The following is a 17,556-nucleotide window of genomic DNA, read 5'->3' as shown; positions in this document are numbered from 1 at the left end:
GCGCTGTTTTGACTGAATTGCGGCGCTCAGGAGATTGCATAGCATATGATTAATGTGATGACTGGCCGCACTTGCAATTTGGCGCGGCTCGGGCAAACTGTCACTCTCCTGTCACAAGCGGAGGCACAGGGAGACTGATGACAGATCAGCCGGATTTGCGGCATGGCGATCACCGTTCCGCCGACAATAGTTCCTCAGTCGTCGTCGATCTTAAAGAATACAAGCAGAGCAAGGATCCGTTGCCGGTGACGTTTCACCGGCGAGAGCTGGATGCAATCCTGTGGATTTACGGCCGCATGGTCGGCGAGGGCGAGTGGAAAGACTACGCAATCGACCACATGAAGGACAAGGCGGTGTTCTCCGTCTTCAAGCGCTCCGGCGAAATGCCCCTCTTCACCATCGAGAAAGATCCCAAGCTTGCCAATAAGCAGGGCGCCTATTCCGTGGTGAATACCAACGGCATGATCCTGAAGCGTGGCCACGAGCTGCAGCAGGTCCTGAAGGTCTTCGACAAGGTTCTGAAGCTCGTCGACAAATAGGCGTTCAACCCTTGAACAGCGTGCCGGGATAGACCGACGGGTCGGGATCGCTGTTCTTTCCTTCGCCAAGCGCGCGCTGCATCAGCATCGTATCCAGCCAGCGGCCGTGCTTGTATCCGGTGCCCTTGAGCAGACCGGTTTCCTCGAAACCCGATGAACGATGCAGCGCGATCGAGGCTGGATGGGCGCCGCCGATGACGGCCACCATTTGCCGGAAGCCGAGCGCGGTGCAGCGTGATATCAGCTCCGCCAGCAGCGCCTTGCCGACGCCCTTTCCACGGGCGGCGGGGGCAAGATAGATCGAATCCTCGACCATCCATCTATAGGCCGGCCGCGTGCGGAAAGCCGTAGCGTAAGCATAGCCCAGCAACAAGCCGTTTTCGTCGGCCGCGGCGATATAAGGGTAGCCCTGGCCCGTTATGGCAGATAGCCGCGTTGCCATCTCCTGGCGCTCTGGCGGAACGATCTCGTAGCTGGCGGTGCCTGACAGAACGGCCTCGCGGTAGATCGCGGTGATGGCATCGAGGTCGGAAGCGGAGATATCGCGGAGATAGACGATCATTCGGCAGCCGATGTCCTGAAGTGTGGTTCAGGCTGAAAACCATCCGGTGCGCGATTTGGCAACAGGAAAAGCGTACAGGGGTATCGCCGGGTGGAGCGCAGTTGCTTGTCGCTATTGTCTTCGTTCCGCCGCTGACACCTGCATGGCGGCCAGCCCGGCGAGTTGACCGAAGCCGCCGGAGCTTCTAGAGAACGGCATTCGCTGAACGGGCCCGTTGCCTCAGGCGGCACAGTCGCCGCATGCGTCAGCCATGGAGAAACGCAATTATCAAGATCCTGGTTTTGCTGCATGCCGCCGTCGGCATCGATTGGCAGTCTCCTCCCGAGGGCACCAGCCTGAAGACCTTGAACGAGGCCGAGGAGAAGGGCTTTATCGAGATTCGCGGAGAATTCCAGAAGCGGCAATTCCGTCTGACGAAGCGCGGCTCCGACCATGTTGCGCTCGATCGGCGGCGTCTGGCGGCGCGCAAGCTCTGAGACAAAGGGCCGGCTTTCGTATGCCGGCTGCATGTCGATCGTCATGATGCGCCACGCGAAGCGCCGCATCCTCATTCCGCAAAATAAAACCGCCCGTAACATCTCTGCTGCAGGCGGCTTGTGTCTTTGATCCGGTCGAGGTTGCCCTCGCCGGCACTCGTTCCGTGTTACTTGCGGTTACCCATGAACTGCAGAAGGAACATGAACAGGTTGATGAAGTCGAGGTAGAGCGTCAGAGCGCCCATGATCGCCTTGCGGCCCATGACCTCAGCACCGTCTGCTTCATAGTACAGTTCCTTGATGCGCTGGGTATCGTAGGCCGTGAGGCCTGCGAAGATCAGGACGCCGATCACGGAGATCGCGAACTGGAGGGCAGAAGAGCCCAGGAAGATATTCACGATCGACGCGATGATCAGGCCGAAGAGACCCATGATCAGGAACGAGCCCATGGCCGAGAGATCACGCTTGGTCGTGTATCCGTAGAGCGATAGGGCACCAAACGAAGCGGCGGTCACGAAGAAGGTCTGCGTGATGCTCGACTGCGTGTAGACCAGGAAGATCGACGAGAGCGACAGGCCGACCAGCGCGGCATAGACCCAGAAGGTCGTCTGCGCGGCGGCAACACTCATGCGGTTAATCCGGAAGCTCAGGAAGAAGACCGCAGCCAACGGAGCAAGGATCACGACCCAGCGAAGCGGCGACTGGAAAAGCAGTACGCCGAACTGCGTCAGCTGATTGTCCTGGACCGCGAAATTGAAGCCGAGATAGGCCGCAACACCCGTGATCGCCAGACCCAGCGCCATCAGGTTGTAGACCTTGAGCATATAGGAGCGCAGCCCCTGGTCGATCATCTCGCCAGTCTGTGCCCGGCTTTGGTAGTTACGAAGGTCAGCCATTGTTTCCTCTATACAAGCTCCGATGTGAATACGGTGTCGGGCTTTACGACCCGGGCGCCGCTGCGGAGCTCCAGCATGCCTGCAGACAATATGAGGCTTTCGCCCCTAGCAAACAAGGCCCTTGCAACCAGCGGCGGGGTTAAATCGCCGTAAGGTGAAGCTATTTCGTCAAACGCTCATTCTAGAGCTCGCGCAGAACGGGTGCTGCCTTCTGGCCGAGAATGCGCCATGTGCCGATCAGGCCGATACCGACGGTCAGCACAAGTGCCGTCACCAGCGTCAGTCCGGCGACATCCGGCAGGAAGGCCGAGGGCAGCTTCATGATGCGGCTGACGACGAACCAAGCGGCCGTTCCGCCGGCAAGCAGCGCGAAGATCGCAGTGGCGACACCGAGAATGAGATATTCGTAGCTGAAGGCGCGGATCAGCATGGAGCGGGTGGCACCCAGCGTCTTCAGGACGACGGCATCATGCGTGCGTGCCCTGTTTCCGGCGGCGAGGGCGCCCGCGAGAACGAGGATCGAGGCGATCAGGGCGACGGAGGCCGCGGCGCGGATGGCGGTCGCAAGCTGGCCGACCAGCTCGTTGACGATATCGAGCGCATCCTTCACCCGCACGCTGGTGATCGTCGGATAGGTGTTGGTAACGGTCTTCAGGAGCGCCGCTTCCTCGGCCGGTGTGGCGGACGGATCGGTCAGCGTGGCGAGCCAGGCATGCGGGGCGCCGCGGAAGGTGTTGGGTGAGAAGACCATCACGAAGTTGATCGACAGCGATTCCCATTCGACCTTGCGCAGGTTGGCGATGCGCGCGGTGATGTTGCGGCCCAGCACGTTGACGGTGACGGTGTCGCCGATCTTGAGGCCGAGCTCACCCGCCTCTTCGGCAGAGAAGGAGACCTGCGGTTCGCCGCTGTAATCCTTCGGCCACCAGCTGCCTTCGGTCAGCGAGGCATTTTCCGGCATGTTTTCGGAGTAGGTGATGCCGCGGTCGCCGCGCAGCACCCATTGGCCGGCGGGCGGAACCTTGCGCTTGGTGACATCCTCGCCGTTGAAGGCAAGGATGCGGCCGCGCAGCATCGGCACTTCGACGAGCTTGCCTTCCGGCGCCTGCTCTCTGACGAGACTGCGGAAGTCTTCGACCTGGGCGCTCTGGATGTCGACGAAGAAGAAGTTCGGCGCTCCTTCGGCCATCCGTCCGGTCAGCTGCTGGCGCAGATTGCCGTCGATCAGCGTCAGGGTGACCAAGAGCGCGAGGCCGAGGCCGAGCGAGAGGACGACCGAGGGGGTCAGAGCGCCGGGGCGGTGGATATTGCCGATTGCGAGGCGCAGCGCCGGGGAATTGACGCGTGGACTGCGCTTCGCAAGCCAGGCGATGACAGCCGCGACGACGCGCAGGATGACGAAGGCGAAGATGATGGCGCCGACGAAGACGACGGCGATGAAGCGGTCATAGGCGGTGACGATCGCCAGGCCCGCAAGCGCCGCCATGAAGAGGGCGGCGAGCAGGATATAGGGCCAGGAGGGGAGCTTGCGGGCTTCGAAGCCTTGCTCGCGGAACAGCGCCGTTGCCGGAACCTCGCGGGCATGGCCGAGCGGCAGGATGGCGAAGGCGAGCGTCGTCAGGATGCCGAAGAGCGTGGCGAGCAGCAGGGCGCCCGGATAGAGCGCCGGCTCGGTGGAGACCGGCAGGAACTGTGCCAGGAACTGCGCTGCGATGACGGGCGATATGGCGCCCAGTATGAGGCCGATCAGGATGCCGGCGAAGGCGATGATGGCGATCTGGAAAAGATAGATCAGTACGACGACCGAGGCAGGTGCACCCAGGCACTTGAACGTGGCGATTGTCGTGCGCTTGGAATCGAGGAAAGCACGCACCGCATTGGCGACGCCGACACCGCCGACGATCAGCGCGGTCAGACCGACCAGCGTCAGGAACTGCGAGAAGCGGGTGATGTTTTCGGTGAGCGAGGGGGCTGCACGGTCGCTGGTGCGGATCGACCAGCCGGCGGAGGGAAACTCCTTGGCGGCGCGATCGCGGACGGTGCCGATTTCTCCGGGATCATCGAGCTTGATCTTGTAGGCATGTTCGACAAGGCTGCCGGTCTGGATCAGGCCGGATGCCTGCAGCGCCTCGCGGCTGACGATCAGGCGCGGGGCAAAGCCGAAGCCTTCGGAAAGCGCATCCGGTTCGGTCTTCACGGTACCTGTTATGTTGAGCGTGGCATTGCCGAGCAGGATTTCGTCACCGATCGATAGCCCGAGACGTTCGAGCAGCAACGGGGCGGCGACGGCGCCGTAGGTGCCGCTCTGGGTTGAGAGCAGGGCGGCGAGCGGATAGTCCGGCTCGGACTGGAAGGTGCCGTAGAGCGGATAGGCATCGTCGACGGCCTTGACCTCGACCAGCGCCTGATCGGTACCGTCGGGCTTGCGGGCCATGGAGCGCAGGCCAGTGGAGGTCGAGACCTTGCCGAAGCCGCGCAGGAAATTCATCTCGTCCTGCGTTGCCTCGCGATTGTTCAGCTCGAAGCGCACGTCGCCGGCCAGCAGTTCCTGTCCCTGCGAGGCGATCGTATCGGTGATCGAGGTCGAGACCGAATTGACGGCGGCAATGGCGCCGGTGCCGAGCGCGATACAGGCGAGGAATATGTAGAAGCCTCTGAGGCCGCCGCGCAGTTCGCGAAGGGCAAGGCGGAAGGCTAGCGAAACGCGCGGGGTGATCAGCGTCATGCGATGGCTGCCGCAGACTGGCGAACGGCACTGTCGCCTTCGATCTTGCCGGAGCGCACGCGGATCTGCCGCGAGCAGCGGTTGGCGAGCGCATTGTCGTGGGTGACGAGCAGCAGCGTCATGCCGCGCTCGGCCTGTTTGGAGAAGAGGAGGTCGGCGATCTGGCGGCCGGTATCGGTATCGAGATTGCCGGTCGGTTCGTCGGCGATCAGCAGGGCAGGCGAGGGGGCGAGAGCGCGGGCAATGGCGACACGCTGCTGCTCGCCGCCGGAGAGTTGGCCCGGATAGTGGTTGAGGCGCTCGCCGAGGCCGACGGAGCGGAGCTCGCGCTGGGCGATCTCGAAGGGGTTCGGGACATTGGCGAGCTCGAGGGGAACGGCGACGTTTTCGAGTGCCGTCATGTTGGCGATCAGATGGAAGGACTGGAAGACGATGCCGATATTGCGGCCGCGGAAATCGGCGACCTGATCCTCGCTCATGGCGTGGAGCGGCGTTTCGTTGATGTGGATCTCACCGCTATCGAGTCGTTCCAGGCCAGCCAGCACCATCAGCAGCGTCGACTTGCCGGATCCGGAGGGGCCGACGATGCCGACCGATTCGCCGGCGGCGATCGTCAGGTCGATGCCCTTCAGCACATGCACGGATGCGGCGGCATTGCCCAAGGTCAAATCCGCGTGCTTCAGCTCGATGATGGTTTTTGCCAAAGAAAATAGCCCTATATAAATCTCAAAGACTTCGACAATTTAGGGAAAGCGGAATGAGATTTAAAGTTGGCCTGCTTCACATCGCTGTCATTGCAGGCTCTCTGCTCGCAAGTTCCATGGCTCAGGCCGCGACGCTCAATCTCGTCGGCTTCGGCGACAGTCTGATGGCGGGCTACCAGCTGCCACCCGGCGACGGCTTTCCGGAAAAGCTACAGGCGGCGCTGAAGGCCAAGGGTGAAGACGTTGCGATCACCAATGCCGGGGTTTCCGGCGACACGTCGACGGGCGGACTGGCGCGAATCGACTGGTCGGTGCCCGACGGCACGAATGGTGTGATTCTCGAACTCGGCGCCAATGATGCACTGCGGGGCATTCCACCCGAAGAAACCGAGAAGAATCTCGACGCCATGATTACCCGGCTAAAGGAGCGGGGCATCCCGGTGCTGCTTGCCGGCATGATGGCGCCGCCGAACATGGGGGCTGACTATGCCGCGCGCTTCAATCCGATCTACGAGAAACTGGCGCAAAAACATCAGGTTCCGCTCTACGCCTTCTTTCTCGACGGCGTCGTCATGGATGCCAGCCTGAAGCTGGAGGACGGCATGCACCCCAATTCGAAGGGTGTAGATGTCATGGTCCAGAAGATGGAGCCGGCTGTCACAAATTTCATCCGGACGATTTCTACTGTGAAGAAATAGGGGCTTGCGCGGCTCACCAATGCGTGATTCCGTGTTAGCACCTGCAAAAGATTCGGGGAGTGCTCGTTATGCCGAGACTATTTACCGCCCTCGAAATTCCGCGCAATGCGGCGATGAGCCTCTCTTTGCTGCGCGGTGGTCTTCCCGGTGCCAGATGGATCGATGTGGAGAATTACCACATCACGCTTCGCTTCATAGGCGATGTCGATGGCCGCACGGCAGACGAGATCGTCGACCGGCTCGACCGGATCGACCGGCCCGAATTCCAGATCAGGCTTGATGGCATCGGGGCCTTTGGTTCCAAGAAGCCGCATTCGGTCTGGGCCGGCGTGACGCAGTCGCCCGAGATGTATGCGCTGCAGGCTGAGATCGAACGGATCTGCCAGCGCATCGGCCTGCCGCCGGATCCCCGCAAGTTTACCCCGCATGTCACGCTCGCCCGCCTCAAGTCGTCGCGGGTTGACGATGTGGTGCACTACCTCTCGGGCCGCGGCAATTTCCAGACCTCGGCCTTCACCGTACCCCGCTTCGTACTTCTGTCGTCGCGGGAATCGGTCGGCGGCGGTCCTTACCTGACCGAAGAAGTGTTCCCGCTCCACGAAGCGCTTTCGGCGCCGAGCATGCCTGCGAGCTTCATGCAGCCGGTGTGAAGCCTGGCATAGACCGCTTCGAAGCCTTCCGGGCCGCCGTAGTAGGGGTCCGGAATGTCCTCGCCGGTGCCAAGCGCGATGTCTCCGAACAGGTGGATGTTTCTGGCATCCGGCGCCTTGCGCCTCAGCTCCGCCACGTTGCTGCGATCCATTGCGACAATCAGGTCGAATGCTGCAAAATCCGACGAGCGGATGCGGCGCGCCCTCTGGCCGGTAATGTCGATGCCGTGGCTTCCCGCCGTTGCGATCGAGCGAGGGTCGGGCTGATCGCCTTCATGCCAGCCGCCGATGCCGGCTGAATCGATCGAGACGATTTCGGCAAGCCCGCTTTCGGCCGCGACATGGCGAAAGATACCTTCCGCAAGTGGCGACCGGCAGATATTGCCCATGCAAACAAACAGGATGCTGACGCGTTTCATGAAAAGCCTGTTCTGAAAACGATGGGAGAACCATGACATGAAGATGGAGAAACTGGAACGCCGGGCGATCGACGAGCAGCTTGCTGGTGTGAGCGGCTGGGCGCTTGCCGATGACGGACAATCGATCTCGAAGACTTTCAAGTTCGCGAGTTTCGTCGAGGCTTTCGGCTTCATGACGAAGGCGGCGCTGACGGCGGAGAAGCTCAACCACCATCCGGAATGGTTCAATGTCTATTCCAAGGTGGAGGTGAAACTGAATACGCATGATGCGGGCGGGCTTACCGAGCTCGACTTCAAGCTCGCCAGGGCGATGGACAAGGCGGCGGGTTTGAACACGAACAATTGAATCGGCGTGTTCAATCCCCATATCAGCCCATGCCTTTTGAGGAGATCGGAATGGACGACGTCAAATACGGTGAGATCCTGCTGCCCGGCGATGAGGAAACCCAGAGCCGTCGGGAGAAAACCGTGCGCAAGAAGTTCTGGCCGACCTTCAAGCGTGCCGTCCGGCAGATCCCGTTCTCGCGCGACGTCGTTGCCGCTTTCTACTGCGCGCTCGACCCGCAGACGCCGACGCGCGTGCGCGGCATCCTGCTTGCCGCGCTCGCCTATTTCGTCCTGCCCTTCGACCTGATCCCCGATGTCTTCGCGGTCATCGGCTTTTCCGACGACGTCGCCGTGTTGTCGGCGGCCTTTGCCATGGTCAGCGGCCATATGAAGCCGAAGCATTACGAGGCGGCTGATCGGGCGCTTGCGGACCAGCCCGAGGGCATGAAGACGATCTAGGCCGGTCGCTCCTAGGCCGTCTGCGCCTCCAGAACCTTCTTGAGCTTGCCGAAGGCGAGCCTGATGCGCGACTTCACCGTGCCGAGCGGAAGTCCTGTGGCCTCGGCGATCTCCGAATGCGACTGCCCCAGGAAGAAGGCTGCCTTCAGCATTTCGCGCTGTTCCTCCGGCAATTGACTGACGGCGGCGCGTACATGCGCATCGCGGTCATCGTTGGCGACGGCCTCGTCGGCGCCGATTTCGGCAGGCGGCTGCAGCGTCGGATCGTCCTCGTCGAGAACCCGCGCACGGGCGCGGCGCTGCAGATCGATGCGGCGGTTTCTGGCGATGCGGAAGAGCCAGGTCGAGAGCGACGAGCGCGCGGGATTATAGAGATCTGCCTTGTGCCAGAGCACGATCATCACTTCCTGAACCAGCTCTTCGGCTTCGGTTGCAGGCATGCGCTGACGTAGCAGCCAGGATTTCAGCCTCGGCGCGAAATAATCGAACAGGACGGAGAAGGCCTGCTGATCGCGCCGTTCTGCGACTGCTTTTGCGAGGGCAGTGAAACGCTGTTTTTCCTCAGCATCCATGTCCGGTTACGGGCCCCCTGGCTCAGGCAATTCTTCGACGGATTTCCAATACCTTAATGAGGTACAACGGATTTTCGAAAGGTCAAACTCTTGCCTGAATCTTTATGTCTTAAATTGCCCTCGAAGGGATGACGCGCCGTCATCAATGCAAGGACATCACACAGGCATCCGCACCAAGCCGAACGTTGACACTCGGGCCTAAATGACACAGGTGGAGACATATCACAGTCTCCGTTGACGCTTTGGTAACCTGAATTAAGTCAAAATAAAGCAGATCGTGACGAAAGCGCAGCCCGCTCGAACGGGCGCTGAATCGCAAGAACCGGCAGGAAATCAATGTTTGTAAAAAGTATCGCACCCGCTCTCGCTCTCGTTCTCATCACGGCCGGAGTCGCAGGAGCACAGCAGGGCGGAGCTTCGGCGCCGACCCGCATCCAGCAGTTCCAGGCTTGGGGCGCCTATTCCTACAAGCAGGGTAATAGCACCGTCTGCTACGTCTTGTCCGTTCCGACGACGAAGCAGCCGGCGAGCGTCGATCACGGCGACAACTTCTTCATCGTCTCGCAGCGCCCGGGCCAGAATATCTCCTACGAGCCGCAGGCGATGATGGGCTACACGGTCAAGGAAAACTCCAAGATCAATGTTGTCATCGACAACAAGACCTTCGTCATGTTCACCAAGGACAAGGCCGGCTGGGTCGAGAATGCCGCGCAGGAGCCGGCGCTGGTCGCCGCCATGAAGGGCGGTCATTCGATGACCGTGACCGCCGTTTCCCGCAAGGGTACCGGCACTTCCTACGCCTATTCGCTGTCGGGCATCTCCGCGGCGCTGAAGCAGATCGAAAGCTGCAAGTAAGCTTCTTCGCTTCATCATGGAATTCGAAGGCCGGCCTTGCGCCGGCCTTTGCCGTTTCCATCTATAGTGACGTGCGGGGAAAATGATGATAAAGCCCGGCGCAATAGCGGAACGAATGCGGCCTTGATCGCAGCTCCGCATTCAACTTTCTGCGAACTGCCGATGCCGCCCGCCAAGTCTTCCGGCTTTCCGGGACGCGTCCAGTTTTGATTTCGGGATCGAAGAACTATGTCCGTCATGGATGCTATGGCCGTTACCAAGCCGCAGGCGCCGCGCGCTCCGATCGGCGATGAAAAGCCCTCGCTGATCGGCCTTTCGCGCGAGCAGATGGCCGAGGCGCTGCGCGAAAAGGGCGTGCCGGAAAAGCAGATCAAGATGCGCGTCAGCCAGTTGTGGAACTGGATCTATGTGCGCGGTGTCTCCGATTTCGATCACATGGCGAATATCTCCAAGGATATGCGCGAGACGCTGAAGCAGCATTTCACCATCGCGCGTCCGGAGATCGTCGAAGAACAGGTTTCCAACGACGGCACCCGCAAGTGGCTGCTGCGCTTTCCGCCGCGCGGTGCTGGCCGCCCCGTCGAGATCGAAGCCGTCTATATTCCCGAAGAGGGGCGCGGCACGCTCTGCATTTCCAGTCAGGTCGGCTGCACGCTCACCTGTTCCTTCTGTCACACCGGCACGCAGCGCCTGGTGCGCAACCTGACGGCAGAAGAGATCCTGTCGCAGCTGCTGCTGGCGCGCGACCGGCTGGGCGACTTCCCGGACCGCGAAGCGCCGCAGGGCACGATCATGCCGGCCGAAGGCCGCAAGGTCTCCAACATCGTGATGATGGGCATGGGCGAGCCGCTCTACAATTTCGATGCCGTCAAGCAGGCGCTGCTGATCGCCACCGACGGTGACGGCCTGTCGCTCTCGAAGCGCCGCGTCACGCTGTCCACATCCGGTGTCGTGCCTGAGATCTTCCGCACCGGCGACGAGATCGGCGTCATGCTGGCGATCTCGCTGCATGCGGTCCGCGACGACCTGCGCGACATCCTCGTGCCGATCAACAAGAAGTATCCGCTGAAGGAACTGATGGACGCCTGCCGGAAATATCCGGGTCTGTCGAATGCCCGGCGCATCACCTTCGAATATGTGATGCTGAAGGATGTCAACGACAGCCTTGAGGATGCCAAGGGGCTGATCCAGCTTCTGAAGGGCGTGCCGGCCAAGATCAACCTGATCCCGTTCAATCCGTGGCCGGGTACGAACTACCAGTGTTCCGACTGGGCGCAGATCGAGAAATTCGCCGACTTCATCAATTCGGCCGGCTATGCCTCGCCGATCCGCACGCCGCGCGGCCGCGACATTCTCGCCGCCTGCGGTCAGCTGAAGTCCGAATCCGAGCGTATGCGCAAGACCGAGCGTCTCGCCTTCGAGGCGATGATGATCGCCAATCACGGCGCGGACGACTGATCAGCAAGTTTGATCCTTATAACAGTTCTTTGCGATTGATCGGGCGCCTCTCTTTTTCTAGAAGCGCCTTGATCATTTGATGGAGGACAAAATGCGTTCGATCTTGCTCGCCGTTGCGGCGACCCTTGCCCTTACCCTGCCTGCCAAGGCTGCAGACGTGACCGTTGCCGTAACGGCGATCGTCGAGCATCCGGCGCTCGATGCCGTGCGCAAGGGCGTTCAGGACACGCTGGCGGCTGCCGGCTACAAGGAAGGCGAGAACCTCAAGTTCCTCTTCGAATCCGCGCAGGGCAACCCGGCGACCGCCGCGCAGATCGCCCGGCAGTTCGCTGGTGAGGATCCGAGCGTCATCGTTCCGATCTCCACGCCGTCGGCCCAGGCCGTGGTTTCCGCAACGCGCGACATCCCGGTTGTCTTCACCGCCGTTTCCGATCCGCTCGGCGCGCAGCTGGTCAAGAACATGGACAAGCCCGGCGGCAACGTCACCGGCCTTTCCGACATGTCGCCGGTTGCCGAGCATATCGCGCTCATCAAGGAAATCCTGCCGAACGTGAAGTCGATCGGCTATCTCTACAATTCGGGCGAAGCCAATTCCGTTTCGCTGCTCGCCGTTCTGAAGACGGAAGCCGAGAAGGCCGGTCTGACGGTCGTCGAGTCGGCCGCGACCAAGTCGGCTGAAGTTCAGGGTGCCGCCCGCGCGCTCGTCGGCCGTGCCGACGTCATCTACGTGCCGACCGACAATACGATCATCTCGGCTCTCGAAGGCGCGGTTGCCGTTGCCGAAGAAGCAAAGCTACCGCTCTTCACCGCCGACACGGACTCCGTCAATCGCGGTTCGATCGCGGCCCTCGGCTTCAACTACTACGACGTCGGCAAGCAGACCGGCGATATCGTCGTTCGCATCCTGAAGGGTGAGAACCCCGGCGATATCGCGGTGAAGGTTGCTGCCGGCAGCGACCTCGTCGTCAACAAGAAGGCTGCGGAAAAGATGGGCGTGACGCTGCCGGAAAGCGTGCTGAAGCGCGCCAACCGCGTCGTCGAATAACGCTTATTCCACGCATCTGATATTGCGTTAAGCCGCCCCTGTTTCTAAACGGGGGCGGTTTGATATTTTAAGACCCGAGGAAACACGGGCACAAAGAAAGGCGGGGGCCTTGAGTCAGATTGCATTTTGGGGAGCCGTGGAGCTCGGGCTGGTCTATGCCTTCGTCGCTCTCGGCGTCTATCTCGCGTTCCGCGTTCTCGATTTCCCGGACCTGACGGTCGACGGTTCCTTTCCGCTCGGCGCTGCCGTCACGGCGGTGCTGATTACCGCCGGCGTCAATCCCTGGCTTGCCGCACTGGTCGCGATGATTGCGGGTTCGGCCGCCGGCATGGTGACGGCGCTGCTCAACGTCCGTTTCAAGATCCTCAATCTGCTGGCCTCGATCCTGACGATGATCGCGCTGTTCTCGGTCAACCTGCGCGTCATGGGCAAGCCGAATGTCGCGCTGATCAACGCCGATACGATGATCAGCCCGTTCTTCGGCCATGGACTTCGCGATTTCTACGTCCGGCCGCTCTTCGTCGGCGTGCTTGTCATCGTCGCCGTCATCGTCGTCTGGCGCTTCCTTGAGAGCGATGCGGGACTTGCAATGCGCGCGACGGGCGCCAATGCCCGCATGGCCCGCGCCCAGGGCGTCGATACCAACCGGCAAATCTATCTCGGCATGGCGATCTCCAATGCGCTGGTGGCGCTCGGTGGCGCGCTGTTTGCACAGACCAACGGCTTCGCTGATGTCACCTCCGGTGTCGGGACGATCGTTGTCGGCCTTGCGGCCGTCATCATCGGCGAGACGCTACTCGGACGGCGCGGTCTGCTGATCGCGCTGATCGGCTGCGTGCTCGGCTCGATCCTCTACCGCATCGCCATCCAGCTGGCGCTATCGACCGATTTCATCGGCCTGCAGGCCTCCGACCTCAATTTCGTGACGGCGGTTCTCGTGACCTTCGCGCTCATCCTGCCCCGTCTTCGCCGCGGAGGAGCCGCATCGTGATCAGCGTCAAGGATGTAAAGGTCGTCTTCGGGAAGGGGACGCCGCTCGAAAAGAAGGCGCTGAACGGCGTCAACCTGACGATCGAGCAGGGCTCGTTCGTCACCGTCATCGGCTCCAACGGCGCCGGCAAATCGACGCTGCTCGGCGTGCTCGCCGGCGACGTGCTGGCGAGCGAAGGCAAAGTGATGATCGGCACCACGGACGTGACGCGCAAACAGACGGCGGCGCGCGCCGGTCTCGTTGCCCGTGTCTTCCAGGATCCGCTGACTGGCAGCTGCGGCTCGCTTTCGATCGAAGAGAACCTCGCGCTTGCCGCCCGTCGCGGTGAGCGCCGCGGCCTCGTTGCGGCACTCGGTCCGCGTCGCCGCGAACATTTTCGCGAGCGCATCAGCGAGCTCAATCTCGGGCTTGAGAACCGCATGGCCGACCGCATGGATCTGCTTTCGGGCGGCCAGCGTCAGGCGGTCTCGCTCGTCATGGCGACGCTTGCCGGTTCCGAGGTGCTCTTGCTCGACGAGCATACGGCAGCGCTCGACCCCGGCATGGCGGAATTCGTCATGGGGCTGACCGACAAGATCGTCTCCGAGCGCAAGCTGACGACGCTGATGGTGACGCATTCGATGCGCCAGGCGCTCGACTACGGCCATCGCACGATCATGCTGTATGGCGGCGAGATCGTTCTGGATGTCAGCGGCGACAGCCGCAAGGATCTCCAGGTTGAGGATCTAATCGCGATGTTCCGCAAGATGCGCGGCCAGACGCTCGACGATGATGCGCTGCTGATCGGCTGATCGCGGCGCCAATCTCTTGCGAGAAATATTTCTGCAGCGATGTCGATCCGCTTGCATCGCGTTCGTTATCCGTCACCATCGCAATGGAGCGATGGAGATCTGAGGAGACGGACGATGAAATATATGGCGCTGATCTACATGGACCCGAGCACCCGCACGCCGCCGGATTCTCCGGAATTCGGCAAGATGATGAGCGGCTATGCCACGGCGACTGAGACCTACAAGCAGGATGGCATCTGGGTCGCCGGCGATGCGCTGCAGCCGGTAACGACCGCGACCACCGTCAGGGTGCGCAACGGCAGGACCGAGACCATGGACGGCCCCTTCGCCGACACCAAGGAGCAGCTCGGCGGCTTCTACATCTTCGACTGCGACAATCTCGATGACGCCATCAAATATGCGGCGATGATCCCGCATGCGGCCATGGGCTGCGTCGAGGTGCGGCCGGTTATGGTCTTCGACCGCTGATGAGCGAGGTTCCGGCCGCCGCTCCGATTGCCGAAGCGATCGACAGGATCGCCCGGTGCGACGGTGGCCGTCTCCTCTCCAGTCTGGTGGGGTCGCTGCGGGATTTCCAGCTGGCCGAGGACAGTTTCCAGGATGCGCTGGAATCGGCGCTCATCCATTGGAATCGGAACGGCCTGCCGGCCTCGCCGAATGCCTGGCTGATGCAGGTGGCGCGGCGCAAGGCGATCGACCGGCTGCGGCGCTCGGCCAATTTCCGGCAGAAGTCGGCGGAGATCGCCCATCTGATCGAGCTTGAGAATGCATCCTCTGTGGAGGATGAGGCCGATCCGATCGGCGACGAGCGATTGAAGCTGATCTTTGCCTGCTGCCATCCGGCGATCGACCGGAAGACCTGCGTGGCGCTGACATTGCGCTCCGTCTGCGGGCTGAAGACCGAAGAGATCGCCGATGCCTTTCTCGACCGGCATGATGCAATGGCGCAGCGGCTGGTGCGCGCCCGCGACAAGATCGCCAAGGCGGGCATAGCCTATGAGGTGCCGGGACCGGACGGCTGGGCGGCGCGGCTCGAAAGCGTGCTCGCCGTCGTCTACCTGATCTTCAACGAGGGCTATGCCTCCGGCAGCGGCAGTCATATCCGCGCCGATCTCTGCGACGAGGCGATCCGCCTCGGGCGGCTGCTGACGGCGCTGCGGCCGGATGAGCCGGAGATCGAGGGGCTGCTATCGCTGATGCTCCTGCATCATGCCCGCCGTGCGGCACGTATTGGCGAGGGTGGTGGGATACTCACACTCGAAATGCAGGATCGCAGCTTGTGGGATCGCGCGGTCATAGACGAAGGCATGGCGTTGATCGAGCGGGCGCTCAAGCAGGGCTGTCCGGGACCCTATCAGCTGCAGGCGGCGGTTATCGCCGTGCATGCGGAGGCGCGGAGTTTCGCAGACACGGATTGGCGGCAGATCGCCCTGCTCTATGGTGAGCTGGCCCGCACCGCCGATAACCCGGTCTATGAACTGAACCGGATCGTCGCGCTTTCCTATGTCGAGGGGGCGGGTGCCGCGCTCGGGCGCCTGAAGCCGATCGCCATGGCGCTGGTGCAATATCAGCCATTCTATGCAGTACAGGCCGACCTTCTGGCGCGCGATGGCCAGATCGATCAGGCGAGGATCGCCTATGCGAGGGCTATCGAGCTCTCGCAGTCGGGTGCGGAGAAGCTGTTCCTAAAGCAACGGCTGAGTGAGATCGCCTAGCGGCCCTGCGTCATGAAGATCTTCACGGCGAAGATCGAGAAGACGCCGGCGAAGGTATAATCCATGCCGCGCAGCACCTTCCTGTTGTTCTGCAGCCAGCTTGCCAGCCCGTCGGATGCGAGCACGACGAGCGCGTTCACCGGCATGCCGATCAGTATGAAGAAGAAGCCGAGGAAGAGCAGCTTGTGGGTGACCGTGGGATCACCGGCGGTGACGAACTGCGGCAGGAAGGTCATGAAGAAGATGATGACCTTCGGGTTCAGCAGGTTCACCCAGAAGCCGCTGGAGATGTTGGAAAGCGGCGTGCCTTTGGCTTCATCGACCTTGCCGACTGTCAGCTTCGAGCCGAAACGGATCGCCTGGACGGCAAGCCAGAGAAGGTAGGCGGCACCACCGGTCTTGAGGATGAGGAAGGCGGTCGGCGAAGCGGTGATCAGCGCCGAGATGCCGAAGGCGACGAGCATGGTGTGAACGACGATGCCGAGGCTGGTGCCGAGGACGACGTAGAGCGCCGGCTTCTTGCCCTGCGACAGCGCGCGGCTGATCGAGAGCGTCATGTCAGGCCCCGGCGTTGCCGCCAGAAGCAGGCTCGCAGCGGAAAAGGCAAGAAGCGTCGGCAGGGTCGGAAGGAAGTCCATGGCACACTCTGAAAGCCGGAAAGGGAATTGCCTTTCTCTTATCCGGCTTTCAGGAAATTACCAATCAAACCTTCTGATGCGGCGATCGCTTCGGCTTACTTGCCTTCGAGATAGGCCTTGAACTTGTCGGCATAATCCTTGTGCCAACGCGACAGCGGCGGGCGGTTCTCGATGATATCGCCGATCGCCCAGGCCATGCGGCGCTCGTCTACCGGGCGGGCAACATCGTTGTCGGGGCAGAGGATGTAGAAGTCGCCCTTCTCAAGGCTCTCGACCATGAAATCGACCGTCTGCTCCGGCGTCCAGGCCGCAGCCGGCTTTTCGGCGCGGTCGCCCTTGGTGAGGCCCGTGAAGACGAAGCCGGGGATCAGGAGGTGAGCCGAGATCTGCGAATCTTCGGTATTGCGCAGCTCGTGTTCCAGCGCTTCGGTGAAGACCTTCACGGCGGCTTTCGAGACGTTATAGGCCGGATTGCCGGGCGGCGTGGTGATGCCCTGCTTCGAGCCTGTATTGATGATCAGGCCGGGTTCTCCGTGCTTTGCCATGGCAGCGCCGAACGTGCGGGTACCGTGGATGACGCCCATCATGTTGACGCCCAGGATGTTGTCCCAGCCGGCGTCGGCGCTGAAGATCGAGGTTTCCGGCCCGATGCCGGCATTGTTCATCAGAACGTGGACACGGCCGAAGCGCTGGATGACAGTCCGCTCCAAGGCTTCGAGAGCCGCCTTGTCGGAAACGTCGGTCTCCGAGGCAAGCACATGTTCCTCACCGGCGATGGCTTCAAGCTCGGCACGCGCCTTGGCCAGTTTCTCCTGGCCGAGATCGGCGATCACGACGCTCATGCCCGCCTTGGCAAAATGCTTTGCGGCCGCCAGTCCGATACCGGAGGCGCCGCCGGTAATCACGGCGACATTCGACTTCTTGAAAATCTCTTGAATATTGGCCACGGGATAGCTCCTCCTCGGGCGGTGTCTGGACGCAGGCAGATATGGGGGTGTATTTCTTCCTGTCAAACACTATCCGCGACACGCGGGCG

Annotated in this window: 21 protein-coding genes; 13 read left to right on the top strand and 8 right to left on the bottom strand. The window is 61.7% G+C overall.

Annotated features, from left to right (window positions below; translation table 11 throughout):
* Positions 1-137 precede the first annotated feature (137 nt).
* A complete protein-coding gene (locus tag ACEN84_RS07730) occupies positions 138-539 on the top strand; it encodes a DUF2794 domain-containing protein (protein WP_112718393.1) in 402 nt (133 codons plus the stop codon).
* Positions 540-543: 4 nt separating this feature from the next.
* Here ACEN84_RS07730 and ACEN84_RS07725 read toward each other — a convergent pair whose 3' ends face one another.
* Positions 544-1,101 carry an N-acetyltransferase family protein gene (locus ACEN84_RS07725; RefSeq protein ID WP_413710475.1) on the bottom strand — a complete coding sequence of 186 codons (558 nt, stop codon included), beginning with the start codon at positions 1,099-1,101 and terminating at the stop codon, positions 544-546.
* Positions 1,102-1,340: 239 nt separating this feature from the next.
* Here ACEN84_RS07725 and ACEN84_RS07720 point away from each other — a divergent pair, with 239 nt between their 5' ends.
* A complete protein-coding gene (locus ACEN84_RS07720) occupies positions 1,341-1,577 on the top strand; it encodes a hypothetical protein (protein ID WP_207225207.1) in 237 nt (78 codons plus the stop codon).
* A 167-nt stretch (positions 1,578-1,744) separates the two neighbouring features.
* On the opposite strand, the gene ACEN84_RS07715 is transcribed toward ACEN84_RS07720, so the two are convergent.
* The 3 genes from ACEN84_RS07715 to ACEN84_RS07705 all read right to left on the bottom strand — a co-directional run bounded on the left by ACEN84_RS07715 (position 1,745) and on the right by ACEN84_RS07705 (position 5,902).
* Positions 1,745-2,473: a Bax inhibitor-1/YccA family protein gene (locus tag ACEN84_RS07715; RefSeq protein ID WP_112718395.1), complete on the bottom strand. Its 729-nt coding sequence runs from the start codon at positions 2,471-2,473 to the stop codon at positions 1,745-1,747.
* Between the two features lie 181 nt (positions 2,474-2,654).
* Positions 2,655-5,198 carry an ABC transporter permease gene (locus ACEN84_RS07710; protein ID WP_413710474.1) on the bottom strand — a complete coding sequence of 848 codons (2,544 nt, stop codon included), beginning with the start codon at positions 5,196-5,198 and terminating at the stop codon, positions 2,655-2,657.
* Complete coding sequence (locus tag ACEN84_RS07705) at positions 5,195-5,902, bottom strand: ABC transporter ATP-binding protein (RefSeq protein ID WP_130283218.1); 708 nt, start codon at positions 5,900-5,902, stop codon at positions 5,195-5,197. The genes ACEN84_RS07710 and ACEN84_RS07705 overlap by 4 nt, the downstream gene beginning before the upstream one ends.
* 53 nt (positions 5,903-5,955) lie before the next feature.
* Between ACEN84_RS07705 and ACEN84_RS07700 the strand changes: the two genes are divergently transcribed.
* Positions 5,956-6,600, top strand: coding sequence for an arylesterase (locus tag ACEN84_RS07700; protein ID WP_112718401.1), 645 nt, complete (start codon positions 5,956-5,958; stop codon positions 6,598-6,600).
* Between the two features lie 68 nt (positions 6,601-6,668).
* Positions 6,669-7,250, top strand: coding sequence for an RNA 2',3'-cyclic phosphodiesterase (gene thpR / locus ACEN84_RS07695; RefSeq protein ID WP_148194744.1), 582 nt, complete (start codon positions 6,669-6,671; stop codon positions 7,248-7,250).
* On the opposite strand, the gene ACEN84_RS07690 is transcribed toward thpR, so the two are convergent.
* Complete coding sequence (locus tag ACEN84_RS07690; protein WP_203427767.1) at positions 7,169-7,669, bottom strand: low molecular weight protein-tyrosine-phosphatase; 501 nt, start codon at positions 7,667-7,669, stop codon at positions 7,169-7,171. The genes thpR and ACEN84_RS07690 overlap by 82 nt on opposite strands.
* A 37-nt stretch (positions 7,670-7,706) precedes the next feature.
* Between ACEN84_RS07690 and ACEN84_RS07685 the strand changes: the two genes are divergently transcribed.
* Both ACEN84_RS07685 and ACEN84_RS07680 read left to right on the top strand, forming a co-directional pair.
* On the top strand, positions 7,707-8,015 hold the full coding sequence (locus ACEN84_RS07685; RefSeq protein WP_413710473.1) for a 4a-hydroxytetrahydrobiopterin dehydratase: 309 nt from the start codon (positions 7,707-7,709) through the stop codon (positions 8,013-8,015).
* A gap of 50 nt (positions 8,016-8,065) precedes the next feature.
* Entirely contained in the window at positions 8,066-8,455 is a 390-nt protein-coding gene (locus tag ACEN84_RS07680; RefSeq protein WP_413710472.1) for a YkvA family protein, read from the top strand.
* An 11-nt stretch (positions 8,456-8,466) separates the two neighbouring features.
* Here the strand turns inward: ACEN84_RS07680 and ACEN84_RS07675 are convergent, their stop codons facing one another.
* Entirely contained in the window at positions 8,467-9,027 is a 561-nt protein-coding gene (locus ACEN84_RS07675; RefSeq protein ID WP_413710471.1) for a sigma-70 family RNA polymerase sigma factor, read from the bottom strand.
* Between the two features lie 336 nt (positions 9,028-9,363).
* Here ACEN84_RS07675 and ACEN84_RS07670 point away from each other — a divergent pair, with 336 nt between their 5' ends.
* The 7 genes from ACEN84_RS07670 (at position 9,364) to ACEN84_RS07640 (ending at position 15,882) form a co-directional block, all read left to right on the top strand.
* Positions 9,364-9,882, top strand: coding sequence for an invasion associated locus B family protein (locus tag ACEN84_RS07670; RefSeq protein ID WP_112385816.1), 519 nt, complete (start codon positions 9,364-9,366; stop codon positions 9,880-9,882).
* Positions 9,883-10,110: 228 nt separating this feature from the next.
* The gene (rlmN, locus tag ACEN84_RS07665) at positions 10,111-11,340 is read left to right on the top strand and encodes a 23S rRNA (adenine(2503)-C(2))-methyltransferase RlmN (RefSeq protein ID WP_413710470.1); all 1,230 of its coding nucleotides are present in this window, start codon (positions 10,111-10,113) and stop codon (positions 11,338-11,340) included.
* Positions 11,341-11,431: 91 nt separating this feature from the next.
* Positions 11,432-12,385: an ABC transporter substrate-binding protein gene (locus tag ACEN84_RS07660; protein WP_203427770.1), complete on the top strand. Its 954-nt coding sequence runs from the start codon at positions 11,432-11,434 to the stop codon at positions 12,383-12,385.
* Positions 12,386-12,494: 109 nt separating this feature from the next.
* Complete coding sequence (locus ACEN84_RS07655) at positions 12,495-13,376, top strand: ABC transporter permease (protein WP_413710469.1); 882 nt, start codon at positions 12,495-12,497, stop codon at positions 13,374-13,376.
* On the top strand, positions 13,373-14,167 hold the full coding sequence (locus tag ACEN84_RS07650) for an ABC transporter ATP-binding protein (protein ID WP_413710468.1): 795 nt from the start codon (positions 13,373-13,375) through the stop codon (positions 14,165-14,167). Before ACEN84_RS07655 ends, ACEN84_RS07650 begins: the two co-directional genes overlap by 4 nt.
* A gap of 114 nt (positions 14,168-14,281) precedes the next feature.
* A complete protein-coding gene (locus ACEN84_RS07645; protein WP_413710467.1) occupies positions 14,282-14,635 on the top strand; it encodes a YciI family protein in 354 nt (117 codons plus the stop codon).
* Positions 14,635-15,882, top strand: a complete 1,248-nt coding sequence (locus ACEN84_RS07640; protein ID WP_413710466.1) for an RNA polymerase sigma factor — start codon at positions 14,635-14,637, stop codon at positions 15,880-15,882. Before ACEN84_RS07645 ends, ACEN84_RS07640 begins: the two co-directional genes overlap by 1 nt.
* Here the strand turns inward: ACEN84_RS07640 and ACEN84_RS07635 are convergent.
* A complete protein-coding gene (locus tag ACEN84_RS07635) occupies positions 15,879-16,520 on the bottom strand; it encodes a LysE family translocator (protein WP_413710465.1) in 642 nt (213 codons plus the stop codon). The genes ACEN84_RS07640 and ACEN84_RS07635 overlap by 4 nt on opposite strands.
* Positions 16,521-16,615: 95 nt before the next feature.
* Complete coding sequence (locus tag ACEN84_RS07630) at positions 16,616-17,467, bottom strand: SDR family NAD(P)-dependent oxidoreductase (protein ID WP_413710464.1); 852 nt, start codon at positions 17,465-17,467, stop codon at positions 16,616-16,618.
* Positions 17,468-17,556: the final 89 nt, after the last annotated feature.

The sequence above is a fragment of the Rhizobium sp. Rhizsp82 genome, assembly GCF_047325115.1.
GTDB lineage: Bacteria > Pseudomonadota > Alphaproteobacteria > Rhizobiales > Rhizobiaceae > Rhizobium.
This window is presented reverse-complemented; position numbering and strand designations above follow the sequence as displayed.

What these genes read in the sequence shown, in the direction of transcription:
- ACEN84_RS07730 (WP_112718393.1), top strand. Translation starts at nt 138, where the DNA reads ATGACAGATCAGCCGGATTTGCGGCATGGCGATCACCGTTCCGCCGAC.
- ACEN84_RS07725 (WP_413710475.1), bottom strand. Translation starts at nt 1,101, where the DNA reads ATGATCGTCTATCTCCGCGATATCTCCGCTTCCGACCTCGATGCCATC.
- ACEN84_RS07720 (WP_207225207.1), top strand. Translation starts at nt 1,341, where the DNA reads ATGCGTCAGCCATGGAGAAACGCAATTATCAAGATCCTGGTTTTGCTG.
- ACEN84_RS07715 (WP_112718395.1), bottom strand. Translation starts at nt 2,473, where the DNA reads ATGGCTGACCTTCGTAACTACCAAAGCCGGGCACAGACTGGCGAGATG.
- ACEN84_RS07710 (WP_413710474.1), bottom strand. Translation starts at nt 5,198, where the DNA reads ATGACGCTGATCACCCCGCGCGTTTCGCTAGCCTTCCGCCTTGCCCTT.
- ACEN84_RS07700 (WP_112718401.1), top strand. Translation starts at nt 5,956, where the DNA reads ATGAGATTTAAAGTTGGCCTGCTTCACATCGCTGTCATTGCAGGCTCT.
- thpR (WP_148194744.1), top strand. Translation starts at nt 6,669, where the DNA reads ATGCCGAGACTATTTACCGCCCTCGAAATTCCGCGCAATGCGGCGATG.
- ACEN84_RS07690 (WP_203427767.1), bottom strand. Translation starts at nt 7,669, where the DNA reads ATGAAACGCGTCAGCATCCTGTTTGTTTGCATGGGCAATATCTGCCGG.
- ACEN84_RS07685 (WP_413710473.1), top strand. Translation starts at nt 7,707, where the DNA reads ATGAAGATGGAGAAACTGGAACGCCGGGCGATCGACGAGCAGCTTGCT.
- ACEN84_RS07680 (WP_413710472.1), top strand. Translation starts at nt 8,066, where the DNA reads ATGGACGACGTCAAATACGGTGAGATCCTGCTGCCCGGCGATGAGGAA.
- ACEN84_RS07675 (WP_413710471.1), bottom strand. Translation starts at nt 9,027, where the DNA reads ATGGATGCTGAGGAAAAACAGCGTTTCACTGCCCTCGCAAAAGCAGTC.
- ACEN84_RS07670 (WP_112385816.1), top strand. Translation starts at nt 9,364, where the DNA reads ATGTTTGTAAAAAGTATCGCACCCGCTCTCGCTCTCGTTCTCATCACG.
- rlmN (WP_413710470.1), top strand. Translation starts at nt 10,111, where the DNA reads ATGTCCGTCATGGATGCTATGGCCGTTACCAAGCCGCAGGCGCCGCGC.
- ACEN84_RS07660 (WP_203427770.1), top strand. Translation starts at nt 11,432, where the DNA reads ATGCGTTCGATCTTGCTCGCCGTTGCGGCGACCCTTGCCCTTACCCTG.
- ACEN84_RS07645 (WP_413710467.1), top strand. Translation starts at nt 14,282, where the DNA reads ATGAAATATATGGCGCTGATCTACATGGACCCGAGCACCCGCACGCCG.
- ACEN84_RS07640 (WP_413710466.1), top strand. Translation starts at nt 14,635, where the DNA reads ATGAGCGAGGTTCCGGCCGCCGCTCCGATTGCCGAAGCGATCGACAGG.
- ACEN84_RS07635 (WP_413710465.1), bottom strand. Translation starts at nt 16,520, where the DNA reads ATGGACTTCCTTCCGACCCTGCCGACGCTTCTTGCCTTTTCCGCTGCG.